General features: G+C 72.1%; 14 protein-coding genes. 11 read left to right on the top strand and 3 right to left on the bottom strand.

Annotation, left to right across the window (positions count from 1 at the left end):
- Positions 1-11 precede the first annotated feature (11 nt).
- Complete coding sequence (locus H505_RS0125180) at positions 12-746, top strand: DUF7873 family protein (RefSeq protein ID WP_026404195.1); 735 nt, start codon at positions 12-14, stop codon at positions 744-746.
- Between the two features lie 469 nt (positions 747-1,215).
- On the opposite strand, the gene H505_RS0125185 is transcribed toward H505_RS0125180, so the two are convergent.
- From H505_RS0125185 to H505_RS0125195, 3 genes are read right to left on the bottom strand one after another with little or no spacing between them, the layout of a single operon-like run.
- Complete coding sequence (locus tag H505_RS0125185; protein ID WP_034519697.1) at positions 1,216-2,055, bottom strand: ABC transporter permease; 840 nt, start codon at positions 2,053-2,055, stop codon at positions 1,216-1,218.
- Positions 2,052-3,062, bottom strand: coding sequence for an ABC transporter ATP-binding protein (locus H505_RS0125190; protein WP_026404197.1), 1,011 nt, complete (start codon positions 3,060-3,062; stop codon positions 2,052-2,054). Before H505_RS0125190 ends, H505_RS0125185 begins: the two co-directional genes overlap by 4 nt.
- Complete coding sequence (locus H505_RS0125195) at positions 3,059-3,547, bottom strand: MarR family winged helix-turn-helix transcriptional regulator (protein WP_026404198.1); 489 nt, start codon at positions 3,545-3,547, stop codon at positions 3,059-3,061. The genes H505_RS0125190 and H505_RS0125195 overlap by 4 nt, the downstream gene beginning before the upstream one ends.
- A gap of 166 nt (positions 3,548-3,713) precedes the next feature.
- Here H505_RS0125195 and argC point away from each other — a divergent pair, with 166 nt between their 5' ends.
- The 10 genes from argC to tyrS all read left to right on the top strand — a co-directional run bounded on the left by argC (position 3,714) and on the right by tyrS (position 13,649).
- Complete coding sequence (gene argC / locus H505_RS0125200) at positions 3,714-4,742, top strand: N-acetyl-gamma-glutamyl-phosphate reductase (protein WP_026404199.1); 1,029 nt, start codon at positions 3,714-3,716, stop codon at positions 4,740-4,742.
- On the top strand, positions 4,739-5,896 hold the full coding sequence (gene argJ / locus H505_RS0125205) for a bifunctional glutamate N-acetyltransferase/amino-acid acetyltransferase ArgJ (protein ID WP_026404200.1): 1,158 nt from the start codon (positions 4,739-4,741) through the stop codon (positions 5,894-5,896). The genes argC and argJ overlap by 4 nt, the downstream gene beginning before the upstream one ends.
- A gap of 23 nt (positions 5,897-5,919) precedes the next feature.
- Positions 5,920-6,837, top strand: a complete 918-nt coding sequence (gene argB, locus H505_RS0125210; RefSeq protein ID WP_026404201.1) for an acetylglutamate kinase — start codon at positions 5,920-5,922, stop codon at positions 6,835-6,837.
- Positions 6,834-8,120, top strand: a complete 1,287-nt coding sequence (locus H505_RS44245; protein WP_425248268.1) for an acetylornithine transaminase — start codon at positions 6,834-6,836, stop codon at positions 8,118-8,120. The genes argB and H505_RS44245 overlap by 4 nt, the downstream gene beginning before the upstream one ends.
- A gap of 3 nt (positions 8,121-8,123) precedes the next feature.
- A complete protein-coding gene (gene argF, locus H505_RS0125220) occupies positions 8,124-9,041 on the top strand; it encodes an ornithine carbamoyltransferase (protein WP_026404202.1) in 918 nt (305 codons plus the stop codon).
- An 8-nt stretch (positions 9,042-9,049) separates the two neighbouring features.
- A complete protein-coding gene (locus tag H505_RS0125225; protein ID WP_034519757.1) occupies positions 9,050-9,553 on the top strand; it encodes an arginine repressor in 504 nt (167 codons plus the stop codon).
- Between the two features lie 184 nt (positions 9,554-9,737).
- Positions 9,738-11,156, top strand: a complete 1,419-nt coding sequence (gene argH, locus H505_RS0125230) for an argininosuccinate lyase (protein WP_026404204.1) — start codon at positions 9,738-9,740, stop codon at positions 11,154-11,156.
- 111 nt (positions 11,157-11,267) lie between these two features.
- Positions 11,268-11,900: a DNA-3-methyladenine glycosylase gene (locus H505_RS0125235; protein WP_026404205.1), complete on the top strand. Its 633-nt coding sequence runs from the start codon at positions 11,268-11,270 to the stop codon at positions 11,898-11,900.
- A complete protein-coding gene (locus tag H505_RS0125240) occupies positions 11,897-12,301 on the top strand; it encodes a hypothetical protein (RefSeq protein ID WP_051301132.1) in 405 nt (134 codons plus the stop codon). Before H505_RS0125235 ends, H505_RS0125240 begins: the two co-directional genes overlap by 4 nt.
- Before the next feature lie 70 nt (positions 12,302-12,371).
- On the top strand, positions 12,372-13,649 hold the full coding sequence (gene tyrS, locus H505_RS0125245; RefSeq protein WP_026404207.1) for a tyrosine--tRNA ligase: 1,278 nt from the start codon (positions 12,372-12,374) through the stop codon (positions 13,647-13,649).
- Positions 13,650-14,287 lie beyond the last annotated feature (638 nt).

Here is a 14,287-nt window from a genome sequence, read left to right on the forward strand (position 1 = left end):
GAGCGAACGAGATGCCGACGAAGCTGAACCAGATCATCGCGGTCGAGAAGGGCGTGAAGAGCAAGTCCGTCCAGGATCTGGCGGCCGCGCAGCAGGCGGTCCAGAAGGCCCCGCTGCTGTCCGGTATCTCGCGGACCTACCAGCCCAAGGACGAGGAGGGGGAGCAGTTCCCCGCGGAGTCCACCCGGGTGCAGGTCAAGGTCGACGACGTCCTGCGCGACGTGACCGGGTCGCTGACGCGCCTGTTCGACGTCACCGCCACCAAGGACTGGGCGAACTGCGACGCCCGCGCCGACGTGACGGTGGACGGCACGACGATCCTGCGGGACGTGCCGGTGTCCTACCTGCTCTTCCTGGAGAAGCAGCTGAAGGAGCTGCACGGCTTCGTCCGGAGGCTGCCGGTGCTGGACGCCGCCGAGACGTGGGTGTCCGACCCGTCCACCGACGTGTGGCGGACCGAGCCGGTCCGCACCGTGAAGACCAAGAAGGTCCCGCGCAACCACGTCAAGGCGGAGGCGACCGACAAGCACCCGGCGCAGGTCGAGGTGTACTACGAGGACGTCACGATCGGCCACTGGACGACGGTGAAGTTCTCCGGGGCGCTCCCGGCCAAGCGGGTCAACGAGCTGCTCGGCCGGATCGAGCGGCTGCAGGACGCCGTCAAGTTCGCGCGCGAGGAGGCGAACGGCACCGAGGTGACGGACCGGCGGGTCGGCGAGGCGGTGTTCGGCTACCTCTTCGGCTGACCGCGCCGAAGCCGACCGACAACTGAAAAGGATCCTCCCGCCGACGCGCGGGAGGTGCGCGAGGAGCGCAAGCTGAAGCTGAAGCCGAAGCTGACACGGCGAGCGAAATGCGGGTTCGAGTCCCGCCCCCGGCACTCGCGCCGGGGTGGCCCAACCGGTAGAGGCAGCCGCCCGTCAAACTCAGATTCTCGCTCCAGACTCAGCATTCACCGCCGATCGCCGGATCGCGCGGACGTGGACGAGTCCCTTGAGATGCCGGTTCGATTCCGGCTCGCTCCGCTCGTGGGGCGATGGCGTAAAGGTAACGCGCAAGGGTCTGATGAGACTGATCCGCGTCCTTTCACAGACCGGCGTGCGAATTGGGCGGTAACCACAGGGGCCCGGGGGATGGCAAAACCCCCGGGCCCCGCCTGCGCTCCGGCGCCTGCGTCGGCACGCGCCACCTCGGCACGGGCCACGTCGGCAAGCGCTACGTCAGCACGCGCTTGGTGAACGTGCGGGTCGCGGCCCACGTCAGGACGACCGTCCCGCCGACGATCGCGAGCAGGAACGCCCACGCGGGCATGTGCGGGATGTCGGGCGTCAGCGTGCTGCGCAGGCCCTCGCTGACGTACACGAGCGGGTTGAGCAGGCTGAGGTACTGCAGCCACGGGATGCTCTCCAGCGCCGACCACGGGTAGTAGACGCAGCCGAGCATGGTCATCGGCAGCAGGATCAGCGAGAACATCATCTGGACCTTCTGCGGGTTCATGAGCGTGCCGAGCAGCAGCCCGCCGGACGCGGCCAGCAGCGACCCGGCGACCATGACCAGGACCAGGACGGGCCAGTTGTCCACGTTCACCTGCGGCGCCTCGCCCTCGGCGTGGATGAACAGCACCGCGGGGAACACCAGCAGCCCGCCGATGAGCCCCTGCAGCGCCGCCGCGAGGATCTTCTGGATCGCCAGCAGCGGGATCGTGACCGGCGCCAGCGCCCGGTCGGTGATCGACTTCTGCCAGTTCAGCTCCATCATCAGCGGGAAGGTCACCGCCATCATCGCCTGCATGATGATGGACGAGCCGACCAGGCCCGGCACCAGGATGGTGGAGAACGTGGCGTCCCCCGCGCCGGCCATGGCACCGCCGCCGAGCTTCGGCAGCACGTAGGCGAACACGAAGACGAACATGACGGGCTGCATCAGCACCCGGATGAACGTCGACAGCAGGTTCTTGCGCATCACCCGCACCTCGCGCGCCATCATCGCGGCGAACGTGCGCGGGACCGTCGCCCGCGCCGGGGGCGGCGGCGTCAGCACCGGGGCGCTGCTCATTCCCTGTACTCCCTTCCGGTCAGGGTGAGGAAGACGGTCTCCAGGCTGGGGCGCAGCTGGCTGGCGTCGGTGACGCCGACGCCGGCCTTCGCGCCGAGCGCGACGAGCTCGCCGAGGACGCCGTCCGGTTCGGCGGCGAACACCCGCACCTGCCCGCCGTTGACCTCGACCTTGGTGATCCCGTCGCGGTCGCCCAGCGCCTCGATGTCGCGGGGGGCCGCGTCGTCGTAGGCGACGGTGATGACCGTGTCGGCGCCCGCGCTGCCCTTGAGCTCGTCGACCGTGCCGCTCGCGAGGACCTTGCCGTGGTCGACGACCGCGACCCGGTCGCAGAGCGCCTCGGCCTCCTCCATGTAGTGGGTGGTGAGGACGATCGTCTGCCCGCCCTGCTGCAGGCCGCGCAGCACGTCCCACAGGTTCGTGCGGGTCTGCGGGTCCAGCCCGGCGGTCGGCTCGTCCAGGAACAGCACCTCGGGCCCGTGCATCAGCGCGCGGCAGATCATCACGCGCTTGGCCTGCCCGCCCGACATCTCGAACGGGTTGCCCTTGCGGTGCTCGCCGAGCCCGAACAGCTCGATCAGCTCGTCCGCGCGGCGGCGGGCGTCCTTGGCGCTCAGCCCGAAGAACCGGCCGCGGAACTCGAGGTTCTCGGCGGCGGTCAGGTCGCTGTCGAGGGTGTTGTTCTGCGACACCACGCCGATGCGCCGCTTGATCTCGACGGCGTCCTTCACGACGTCCAGGCCGCACACCGACGCGCTGCCGCCGGTCGGGACGACGAGCGTGGTGAGCATGCCGATGGTCGTGGACTTGCCCGCGCCGTTCGGCCCGAGCAGGCCGAAGAACTCGCCGCGCGGGACGTCCAGGTCGATGCCGCGGACGGCGGGCACCTCGGGCCGCGGCCCGGAGGTGGGGTAGGTCTTGCGCAGGTCGACGGCGCGGACGGCCGCGCCGCCGCCCGGCGGCGGTTCGCCGCCGGAGGACCGTTCGTTGTCGGATGGCGCGGTCAACAGCGGTCTCCTTCGGAGAAGTCGGTGAAGCGTTCGAGCAGGGTGAGCAGGTAGCGCCGCACGGCGGGCTCGTCGGCGTCGTCGGGGACGTCGTACAGCGCCCACAGGTCCCGCGACATGGCGTGGCCGGTCTCGGCGACGAGCGCGCGGCCGGCCTCGGTGACGTGCAGCCGGACGGCGCGGCGGTCGCGTTCGTCGCGGCGGCGCTCCAGCAGCCCGTTGCGCTCCAGGGTGTCGGCGACCGACGTGGCGGTGGCGGCCGACTGCATGAGCCGCCGGGCGACCTCCCCGGGGCGCAGGCCGTCCTCGCCCACCAGGATCCGGAGCATGAAGAACCCGGCGGGGCTGACGCCGTGCTTCTCGACGAGCCGCCACATGACCGGGCCGGCCAGTTTCGAGGCGGCGGCGAACAGCCGGCCGACGGGCCACTCCTCGGGCGGGCCGAGGTCGGCGAGGTCGCCGAAGCCGAGAGTCTCCCTGTCCATGCGCTCGATTGTGAGGCCGCTGAAATTCAGTTGTCAAATGATTAGAGAGCTAACTACTTCGCTGTGGCGTCGGTCTCATCGCCGCACCGCGCCGCGGTCCGACTTTGAATATTCATCCATTGCCATGCATACTCTTGCTTGTCGCTTCCGAAGGGCAGAGTGGAACATGGGAATCCGGACGGCGGTCGCCGGCGCCAGCGGTTACGCTGGCGGCGAGCTGCTGCGCATCCTCGACGGACACGCCGAATTCGAGATCGGCGCACTCACGGCGGGCTCCAACGCGGGCACCGAACTGGGCGCGCACCAGCCCCACCTGCGATCCCTGGCCGGGCGCGTCCTGGCCGAGACCACACCCGACGTCCTCGCCGGGCACGACGTCGTCTTCCTCGCGCTGCCGCACGGGCAGTCCGCCGAACTCGCCGAACGCCTCGGCGACGACGTCCTCGTCGTCGACTGCGGCGCCGACTTCCGCCTCGCCGACTCCGCCGCCTGGGAGCGGTTCTACGGGACGCCGCACTCCGGCACCTGGCCCTACGGCCTCCCCGAACTCCCCGGCGCCCGCGACGCGCTGCGCGCCGCCCGGCGCATCGCCGTCCCCGGCTGCTACCCGACCGCCGTCACCCTCGCGCTGCTCCCGGCGTTCACCGCCGGCATCGCCGAACCCGACGTCGTCGTGGTCGCGGCGTCCGGCACGTCCGGCGCGGGACGGTCCCTCAAGCCGCACCTGCTGGGCAGCGAGGTCATGGGGTCGATGAGCCCCTACGGGGTCGGCGGCACCCACCGCCACACCCCCGAGATCGTGCAGAACCTCAGCGCGGCCGCCGGTGAGCGCGTGACCGTGTCGTTCACGCCGACGCTCGCGCCGATGAGCCGCGGCATCCTCGCCACCTGCACCGCCAAGGCCCGTCCCGGCCTCACCGCCGAGGCGCTGCGGGACGCCTACGCGACCGCCTACGCCGAGGAGCCGTTCGCCGGGCTCCTCCCCGAGGGGCGCTGGCCCGCCACCTCCATGACCCTCGGCGCGAACACCGCGCTCGTCCAGGTCGCCCTCGACGAGGACGCGGGCCGCATCGTCGCCGTCGCCGCCATCGACAACCTCACCAAGGGCACCGCGGGAGGCGCCGTGCAGAGCGCCAACCTCGCCCTCGGCCTCCCGGAAGAACTCGGGCTGACCACGATCGGAGTGTCCCCGTGAGCGTCACCGCACCCCAGGGTTTCCGCGCCGCCGGCGTCGTCGCCGGACTCAAGGACAGCGGCACCCGCGACCTCGCCCTGGTCGTCAACGACGGGCCGTCCCGCGCCGCCGCCGGCGTCTTCACCCGCAACCGGGTGAAGGCCGCGCCGGTGCTGTGGTCCGAGCAGGTCCTCAAAGGCGGCCGCGTCCACGCGGTCGTGCTGAACTCCGGCGGCGCCAACGCCTGCACCGGCCCCGCCGGGTTCCAGGACACCCACGCCACCGCCGAGCGGGTCGCCGCGGCCCTCGGCGACTCCGCCGGCGAGGTCGCGGTCTGCTCCACCGGCCTCATCGGCGAGCGGCTCCCCATGGACGCGCTGCTGCCCGGCGTGGACACCGCCGCCGCCGAACTGTCCCGCGGCGACGGCGGCCTCGCCGCGGCCGACGCGATCCGCACCACCGACACCGTCGCCAAGATCTCCTTCCGGCAGGGCGCCGGCGGCTACATGATCGGCGCGATGGCCAAGGGCGCCGGCATGCTCGCCCCGTCCCTCGCCACCATGCTCTGCGTGATCACCACCGACGCCGACCTGCCCGCCGAGACCCTCGACCGGGCGCTGCGCGCCGCCACCGGCGCCACCCTCGACCGGCTCGACGCCGACGGCTGCATGTCCACCAACGACACCGTCCTGCTGCTGGCGTCCGGCGCGGCCGGCACCGTCCCCGCCGAGGACGAGTTCACCGCGCTGCTCACCGAGGTCTGCGCCGACCTCACCCGCCAGCTCCTCGTGGACGCCGAAGGCGCCTCCAAGGCCATCGCGATCGAGGTCGTCGGCGCCGCGACCGAGGACGACGCGGTCGTCGTCGGCCGCTCCATCGCCCGCAACAACCTGCTCAAGTGCGCCATCCACGGCGAGGACCCCAACTGGGGCCGGGTCCTGTCGGCCGTCGGCACCACCGACGCCGCCTTCGAACCCGACCAGCTCAACGTCGCGATCAACGGCGTGTGGGTGTGCCGGGGCGGCTCCTTCGGCGACGACCGCGACAAGGTCGACCTGCGCCCCCGGGACGTGACGATCACCGTCGACCTCGCCGCGGGCCCGCACAGCGCCACCGTCTGGACGACCGACCTCACGGCCGACTACGTCCACGAGAACTCGGCGTACTCGACATGAGCGGCGTCACCTCGGGCGCCGAGATGCGCCAGAACCGGGCCGGCGTCATGGCGAAGGCCGAGACGCTCATCAAGGCGCTGCCGTGGCTCGAGCGGTTCCACGGACGCACCGTCGTGATCAAGTACGGCGGGCACGCCATGACCGACGAGGCGCTGCGGCACTCCTTCGCCGAGGACATCGTGTTCCTGCGCTACGCGGGCCTCAAGCCCGTGATCGTGCACGGCGGCGGCCCGCAGATCAACGCCGCCCTCGACCGCAACGGCATCGAGTCGTCCTTCACCGCCGGCCTGCGCGTCACCACCCCGGAGGCCATGGAGGTCGTCCGGATGGTCCTCACCGGCCAGGTGCAGCGGGACGTCGTCGGGCTGATCAACCGGCACGGCCCGTTCGCGCTCGGCATGTCCGGCGAGGACGCCAACCTGCTCACCGCCGAGCGCAAGCGCGCCGTCGTCGACGGCGAACCCGTCGACATCGGCCAGGTCGGCGAGATCGTCGAGGTGCAGGTCGGAGCCGTCCGCGCGATGCTCGACGACGGGCGCGTCCCGGTCATCTCCAGCATCGCGCGCGGCGACGACGGCGAGGTCTACAACGTCAACGCCGACACCGCCGCCGCCGCGATCGCCGTCGCGCTCGACGCCGCCAAACTCGTCGTCCTCACCGACGTCGAGGGCCTCTACGCGGACTGGCCCGACAGCGACGACGTCATCGACCGGCTCACCACCGACGAGCTCGCCGAACTGCTGCCCGGCCTGTCGGCGGGCATGGTGCCGAAGATGGAGGCGTGCCTGACCGCCGTGCGCGGCGGCGTCCCCCAGGCCCACGTGCTGGACGGGCGGGTGTCGCACTCGCTCCTGCTGGAGATCTTCACCGACGAAGGGATCGGGACGATGGTGCTGCCCAGCCCCGCGGGCGCGCAGCGGACGACGGAGGGGGACGCGTGAGCGGCGACGACCTTGCCGGCGACGACGGCCTGACCGGCAGCGACGGCCTGAGGAAGCGGTTCGAGGCCGCGTTCATGCCGAACTACGGCGTCCCGCCGGTCGCGCTCGCGCGCGGCGAGGGCTGCACCGTCTGGGACGCCGACGGGCGCGCCTACCTCGACCTCATCGCCGGCATCGCCGTCAGCTCCCTCGGCCACGCGCACCCCGCGCTCGTCGAGGCGGTCACCGCGCAGGCCGCCACGATCGCGCACACCTCGAACCTGTTCCTGCACGAGCCCGAGGTGCTGCTCGCCGAGCGGCTGCGCGGCCTGCTGGGCGGCGACGGCGGCCCGGCCGGCCGCGTCTTCCTCGCCAACAGCGGCACCGAGGCCAACGAGTGCGCCCTCAAGCTCGCGATCAAGTACGGCAAGGAGAACGGCCGCTCCTACTTCGTCGCGGCCGAGAACGGCTTCCACGGCCGGACGCTGGGCGCGCTCTCCCTCACCGGCAAGACCGCGATCCGCGAGCCGTTCGGACCGTTCGGCCGCGACGTCCGGTTCGTCCCCTACGGGGACGCCGACGCCCTCAAGGCCGCCGTCGACGGCGACTGCGCCGCGGTGTTCCTCGAACCCGCCCAGGGCGAGGCCGGGGTCGTCCCCCCGCCGGACGGCTACTTCGCCGCGGCCCGCGAGATCTGCGACGCCGCGGGCGCGCTGCTCGTCGCCGACGAGATCCAGTCCGCGATCGGCCGGACCGGCACCTGGTTCGCCTTCCAGCACGAGAACGCCCGGCCCGACGTCATCACCCTCGCGAAGGGCCTCGGCGGCGGCCTGCCCATCGGCGCCTGCGTCGCGTTCGGCCCGCACGGCGACCTGTTCGCCAAGGGCGACCACGGCAGCACCTTCGGCGGCAACCCGATCGGCGCCGCCGCCGCGCTCGCCGTCCTCGACACCATCGACCGCGACGGGCTGCTCGGCAACGCCGCCGCCGTCGGCGACGCGCTCGCCGCGGGCATCGACGCCGTCGACCACCCGCTGCTCGCGGGCGTCCGGGGCCGCGGGCTGTGGCGCGCGATCACCCTCACCGGCCCGCACGCGCCGGCCGTCGAGGCCGCCGCCCGCGACGCCGGGTTCCTGATCAACGCGCTGCAGCCGGACGCGCTGCGGCTCGCCCCGCCGCTGATCCTCACCGCCGAGCAGGCCCGCGCGTTCACCGCCGCGCTGCCCGCGATCCTCGACGCCGCCCAATCCGCCGCCCAATCCGCCGCCGACGCCGCCGGCGACTCCGCCGTGAAGGAGAATTGAGCGATGACCAGGCACTTCCTGCGCGACGACGACCTCACCCCGGCCGAACAGGCCGAAGTCCTCGAACTGGCCGCCCGCGTCAAGGCGGACCGGTTCGGGTACCGGCCCCTCGAGGGCCCCCGGTCCGTCGCCGTGCTGTTCGACAAGCCGTCCACCCGCACCCGGCTCTCGTTCACCGCCGGCATCGCCGAACTCGGCGGCAACCCGCTCGTCATGGACGCCGGCACCAGCCAGCTCGGCCGCGGCGAGACCATCGCCGACACCGCCCGCGTCCTCGAACGGCAGGTCAGCGCCATCGTGTGGCGCACCGCCGGGCAGGAGCGCATCGAGGAGATGGCCGCGGGCACCACCGTCCCGGTCGTCAACGCCCTCACCGACGAGTACCACCCCTGCCAGATCCTCGCCGACCTGCAGACCGTCCGGGAGCACCGCGGCGACCTCGCCGGCACCGTCCTCGCCTACTTCGGCGACGGCGCCAACAACATGGCGCACTCCTACCTCCTCGGCTGCGCCACCGCCGGCATGCACGTCCGCGTCGGCGCCCCCGCGTCCCTGCCGCCCGACCCCGCCGTCGTCAAGCGCGCCACCGAGATCGCCGCCGACACCGGCGGCTCCGTCACCGTCACCGACGACCCCGCCGCGGCCGCCGACGGCGCCGACGTCCTCGCCACCGACACCTGGGTCTCCATGGGCCAGGACGGCAAGGACACCGCGCTCTACGAGCCCTACGCCGTCACCGAGGACCTCCTCGCCCGCGCCGCCGGCGACGCGATCGTCCTGCACTGCCTGCCCGCCTACCGCGGCAAGGAGATCGCCGCGTCCGTCCTCGACGGCCCGCGCAGCCGCGTCTGGGACGAGGCCGAGAACCGCCTGCACGCCCAGAAGGCGCTGCTCGTCTGGCTGCTGGAGCGATCCGGGTGAACACGCCGATGACCAAGGCCGCGCGGCACGCCCGGGTGATCGAGCTGCTCACCCGCCACCCCGTCCACTCCCAGGGCGAGCTGGCGAAACTGCTCGGCGACGAGGGCGTCGAGGTCACCCAGGCCACCCTCTCGCGCGACCTCGTCGAGATCGGCGCCGTCCGGCTCCGCGGCGACGACGGCAGCCTCATCTACGCCGTCCCCGGCGAGGGCGGCCAGCGGATCCCGCGGGCCCGCACCGGCTCCGCCGAGACCTTCACCGGACGGCTCACCCGGCTCGCCGCCGAACTGCTCGTGTCCGCCGAGGCGTCTGCCAACCTCGTCATCGTGCGGACCCCGCCCGGCGCCGCCCAGTACCTCGCCTCGGCCATCGACCACGCCGAGTGGTCCACGATCCTCGGCACCGTCGCGGGCGACGACTCCATCCTCGTCATCGCCCGCGACCCCAACGGCGGCGACGACGTCGCCCAGTCGCTCCTCAAGCTGACCGAAGGCCGGGAACGACGAAGCTAGGGGCCGACGCCCCTGCACCGAACGGGCCGTCCCGCCCGGCGGCCCCGCAGCCCGTACGCTGTGGGGACGCCGTCCACCGCGGTGCCCGCGCGCGCCAACGGCGCACGCCGGCACGGCGCACGCCGGCACGGCGCGCGGAACGGCCGACGAACGAATCGACATGGTGGGAAGAAGAGGAAATTCCGTGACCAAGGCACCGACGCGGCTGTGGGGCGGCCGGTTCGAGGGCGGCCCGTCGGACGCGCTCGCCCGGCTCTCGGTGAGCGTCCAGTTCGACTGGCGGCTCGCCCCCTACGACCTCATGGGCTCGCGCGCACACGCCCGCGTCCTCAACCGGGCGGGACTGCTCACCGACGACGAGCTCGAGCGCATGATCGGTGCCCTGGACGACCTCGAGGAGGCGTGCCGCACCGGCGAGTTCCGTCCCGCCGTCGCCGACGAGGACGTCCACACCGCCCTCGAGCGCGGCCTGCTGGAACGGCTCGGCGCCCTCGGCGGCAAGCTCCGCGCCGGCCGCAGCCGCAACGACCAGGTCGCCACCGACCTGCGCCTCTACCTGCGCGACCACGCCCGCCAGATCGTCTCCCGGCTCGTCGAGCTGGAGACCGCGCTGATCGCCCAGGCCGAGCACAACCTCGGCGTCGCCGCCCCCGGCATGACGCACCTGCAGCACGCGCAGCCCGTCCTGTTCTCGCACCAGCTGCTCGCGCACGTCCAGCCGCTCACCCGCGACATCGACCGGCTCCGCGACTGGGACCGCCGCACCGCGGTGTCCCCGCTCGGCTCCGGCGCCCTCGCCGGGTCCTCCCTGCCGCTCGACCCGCAGGCCACCGCCGCCGAACTCGGGTTCGACGCCGCCGCGCCCAACTCCATGGACGCCGTCGCCGACCGCGACTTCGTCGCCGAATTCCTCTTCGCCGCCGCGCTCGTCGGCGTCCACCTCTCCCGCCTCGGCGAGGAGGTCTGCCTCTGGGCGTCGCAGGAGTTCCGCTGGATCGAGATGGACGACACCTACGCCACCGGGTCGTCGATCATGCCGCAGAAGAAGAACCCCGACGTCGCCGAACTCGCCCGCGGCAAGGCCGGCCGCCTCATCGGCCACCTCGTCGGCCTCCTGACGACCCTCAAGGGCCTGCCGCTCACCTACAACCGCGACCTGCAGGAGGACAAGGAAGGCGCCTTCGACGCCGTCGAGACGCTCCTGCTCGTCCTGCCCGCCATGTCCGGCCTCATCGCCACCATGCGCGTCAACACCGAGCGCCTCGAGGCCACCGCCGCCGACGGCTTCGCCCTCGCCACCGACCTCGCCGAACTGCTCGTCCGGCGCGGCGTCGCCTTCCGCGACGCCCACGAGGTCGTCGGCCACCTCGTCGTGTGGTGCCAGGTCAACGACAAGGACTTCGACGACCTCACCGACGACGAGCTGATCAAGGTGTCGCCGCACCTGACGCCCGACGTCCGCGAGGTCCTCAACGTCCCCGGCGCCCTCGCGTCCCGCAAGGCCCACGGCGGCACCGCCCCCGACCGCGTCCGCGACCAGATCACCGCCCTGCGCGCCCAGGTCAACGAGCACGCCGCCTGGGCCACCGGCGCCGACGCCTGACGGCACGAGCACCAGGGACCGTTCGGACCGACCCCCCCGAGGACGGTCCGAACGGTCCCGAAGCGCCCTAGGCTGGCGAACCGTCGGATCCCCTACGAGCACGGTGAGGCGATGGACGCGGCGCTCCTGCCACGCGACTTCTTCGACGGCCCGGTCGACGAGATCGCGCCCGCACTCCTCGGACACGTCCTGCGGCACCGCACCCCCGACGGCGACGTCGCCGTGCGGCTGACCGAGGTCGAGGCGTACGCGGGCCCCCTCGATCCCGCGTCGCACGCCTACCGCGGACGGACGGCCCGCAACGAGGTCATGTTCGGCCCGCCCGGCCACGCCTACGTCTACTTCACCTACGGCATGCACTTCTGCATGAACCTCGTGTGCGGCCCCGACGGGACTTCCTCCGCCGTCCTCCTCCGCGCCGGCGAGATCATCGAGGGGGAGGAGACGGCCCGCGCGCGCCGCCCCCGCTCGACCGTCCGGGACCTCGCCCGCGGCCCCGCCCGCCTCTGCGAAGCCCTCGGCATCGCCCGCGAGCAGAACGGCCTGGACATCTGCACCCCCGGCGGCGAACTGACCGTCCACCATGGCGATCCCCCCGACCCCGGACGCGTCCGGCGGGGCCCCCGCACCGGCGTGAACGCCGCCAAGGACGTCCCCTGGCGGTTCTGGATCGACGCGGACCCGTACGTCTCCCCGTACCGCGCCCACGTCCCGCGCAACCGGAAGCCCGCCGCGTCCCGATGATCGCCCCGCCGCCGCCCCCGCGCCCCCGCCGCCGCGCCGCCGTGCTCGGATGGCTCGCGTTCGCCGTGCTGCTCGCCGTCGTCCTCGTCGACGGCCCGTTCCACCGCACCTCCGAGATCGGCGAGGCCGTACGGCAGCCGTCGTCCGTCCGGTACGAGGACGGGTCCGTGCACTACGCCGCGGTCATCGAGAGGAGCAGCCCGCTCTTCGGCCGCCACAAGGCGTACGAGCTCTACACCGGCCGGGACCCGGGCCTCTCCTACGGCCACTACGTCCGCGTCGATTTCGGCGGACGTCCGGAGATCGAGTCCGCCCGCTGGGACGAGACGGGCGTCCAGGTGACCTTCGCCTCAGGGCACCGCGTGTTCGTCCCCGCCCGCGGCTTCGTCGGCGGCCGTTGAATATCGTTGGCGTCACATGCCTCCGCCAGGGCAAACTGCCAGGGAAGACAGACAGGAGACGAGGAAGAACGTGACCGACATCCTGGACGACCTCGCGTGGCGTGATCTGATCGCGCAGTCCACCGATCAGGACGATCTGCGGGCGCTGCTCGCCGCGGGGCCGGTCACGCTCTATTGCGGGTTCGACCCGACCGCGCCGTCCCTGCACCTGGGCAACCTGATCCAGATCCTCACGCTGCGCCGCTTCCAGCAGGCGGGCCACCGGCCCATCGGCCTCGTCGGCGGCGCCACCGGACTGATCGGCGACCCCAGCGGCAAGAGCGCCGAGCGCGTCCTCAACTCGCAGGAGACCGTCGCCGGCTGGGTCGAGCGCATCCGCGGCCAGGTGTCCCGCTTCCTCGACTTCGACGAGGGCCCCACCGGCGCGACGATGGTCAGCAACCTCGACTGGACCGGCCCCATGACCGCCATCGAGTTCCTGCGGGACGTCGGCAAGCACTTCCCAGTCAACCGGATGCTCGCTCGCGAGACGGTCAAGACCCGCCTCGAGAGCACCGGCATGAGCTACACCGAGTTCAGCTACGTCCTGCTCCAGTCGATGGACTACCTGGAGCTGTACCGGCGGTACGGCTGCCGCCTGCAGACGGGCGGCAGCGACCAGTGGGGCAACCTCACCGCCGGCGTCGACCTCATCCGCCGCGTCGAGGGAGGGGCCGCGCACGCCCTCACCACGCCGCTGCTCACCAAGGCCGACGGCTCCAAGTTCGGCAAGACGGCCGGCGGCGAGACCTACTGGCTCGACCCGGACCTGACCTCGCCGTACGCCTTCTACCAGTTCTGGTTCAACGCGGACGACCGCGACGTCGAGAAGTACCTCAAGGTCTTCAGCTTCCGCTCCCGCGAGGAGATCGACGACCTCGTCAAGCAGGGCGCCGAGCGCCCCGCCGCCCGCGCGCCGCAGCGCGCGCTGGCCGAGGAGATGACCACGCTGGTCCACGGGGCGGACGAGACCGCCCGCGTAGTCGCGGCGTCCCGTGCCCTGTTCGGGCAGGGGGCCCTTGAGGAACTGGACGAACGCACCCTCGGCGCAGCCCTCGCCGAGGTGCCGTCGGCGCACGTCGCCAAGGGAGAGCTCCCGCCGATCGTGGACCTGTTCGTGGCGTCCGGTCTGTGCAAGAGCAAGTCGGAGGCGCGGCGCGCGGTCGCCCAAGGCGGCGCGTACCTCAACAACGCGAAGGTCGAATCGGAGGACGCGGTTCCCGCCTCCACCGACCTCCTGCACGGGCGCTACCTCGTCCTGCGACGGGGCAAGCGCAACGTCGGAGGCATCGAGGTGACCGGGGCCTGAACGCCCGCCGAACGCCCGTCCGGAGTCCGCTCCGGGCGGGCGTTCGTCATGCCTGCCCAAAAGTTGGGGAAATACACGTCACGGTGAGGTCACGGAAACCCGCTCGAGTGGCCCGAAACCCTTGCCTGAGCTGGGCTTTGGCGTGGTCTAGCGCCGATTTGACGGTCCTGCCGGGGCGTCCTAATGTTCTACACGCCCCACGGGGGAGCGGGACGCCGGAGACGGCGGCCGGCCCGGGGGGAACCTCCAGACACCGAAGCGGGTGCGATCCGTCGCACCCAAAACGGGACAAGGAGGGCCGAACCACCCAGAGGTTGACAAACCGGGCGGATCGGATACAGTAGAAGGGTTGCCCCGGAGCGAGGGCCGCGAGAGCGGGTCCGAGCGCGGTGGGTGTCCGTTTCTTGAGAACTCAACAGCGTGTTAAAAGCCAGTGCCTTTAACGATTCGGTCGGCAGGCCGGATCACCCCCGAGGCCCTGCATCCCCTCTTCGAGGGGTTGTGAGGCTGGGGATTTCTTTGAGGCAAGCACCCGAGTGGTGCATTGCCGGGATTGTTTCCAAGGTTTGGCTCTTCGGGTTCGCCCCCGAAGGGTCGGTAAGACCTTAATGGAGAGTTTGATCCTGGCTCAGGACGAA

Source organism: Actinomadura rifamycini DSM 43936 (assembly GCF_000425065.1).
Taxonomy (GTDB): domain Bacteria; phylum Actinomycetota; class Actinomycetes; order Streptosporangiales; family Streptosporangiaceae; genus Spirillospora; species Spirillospora rifamycini.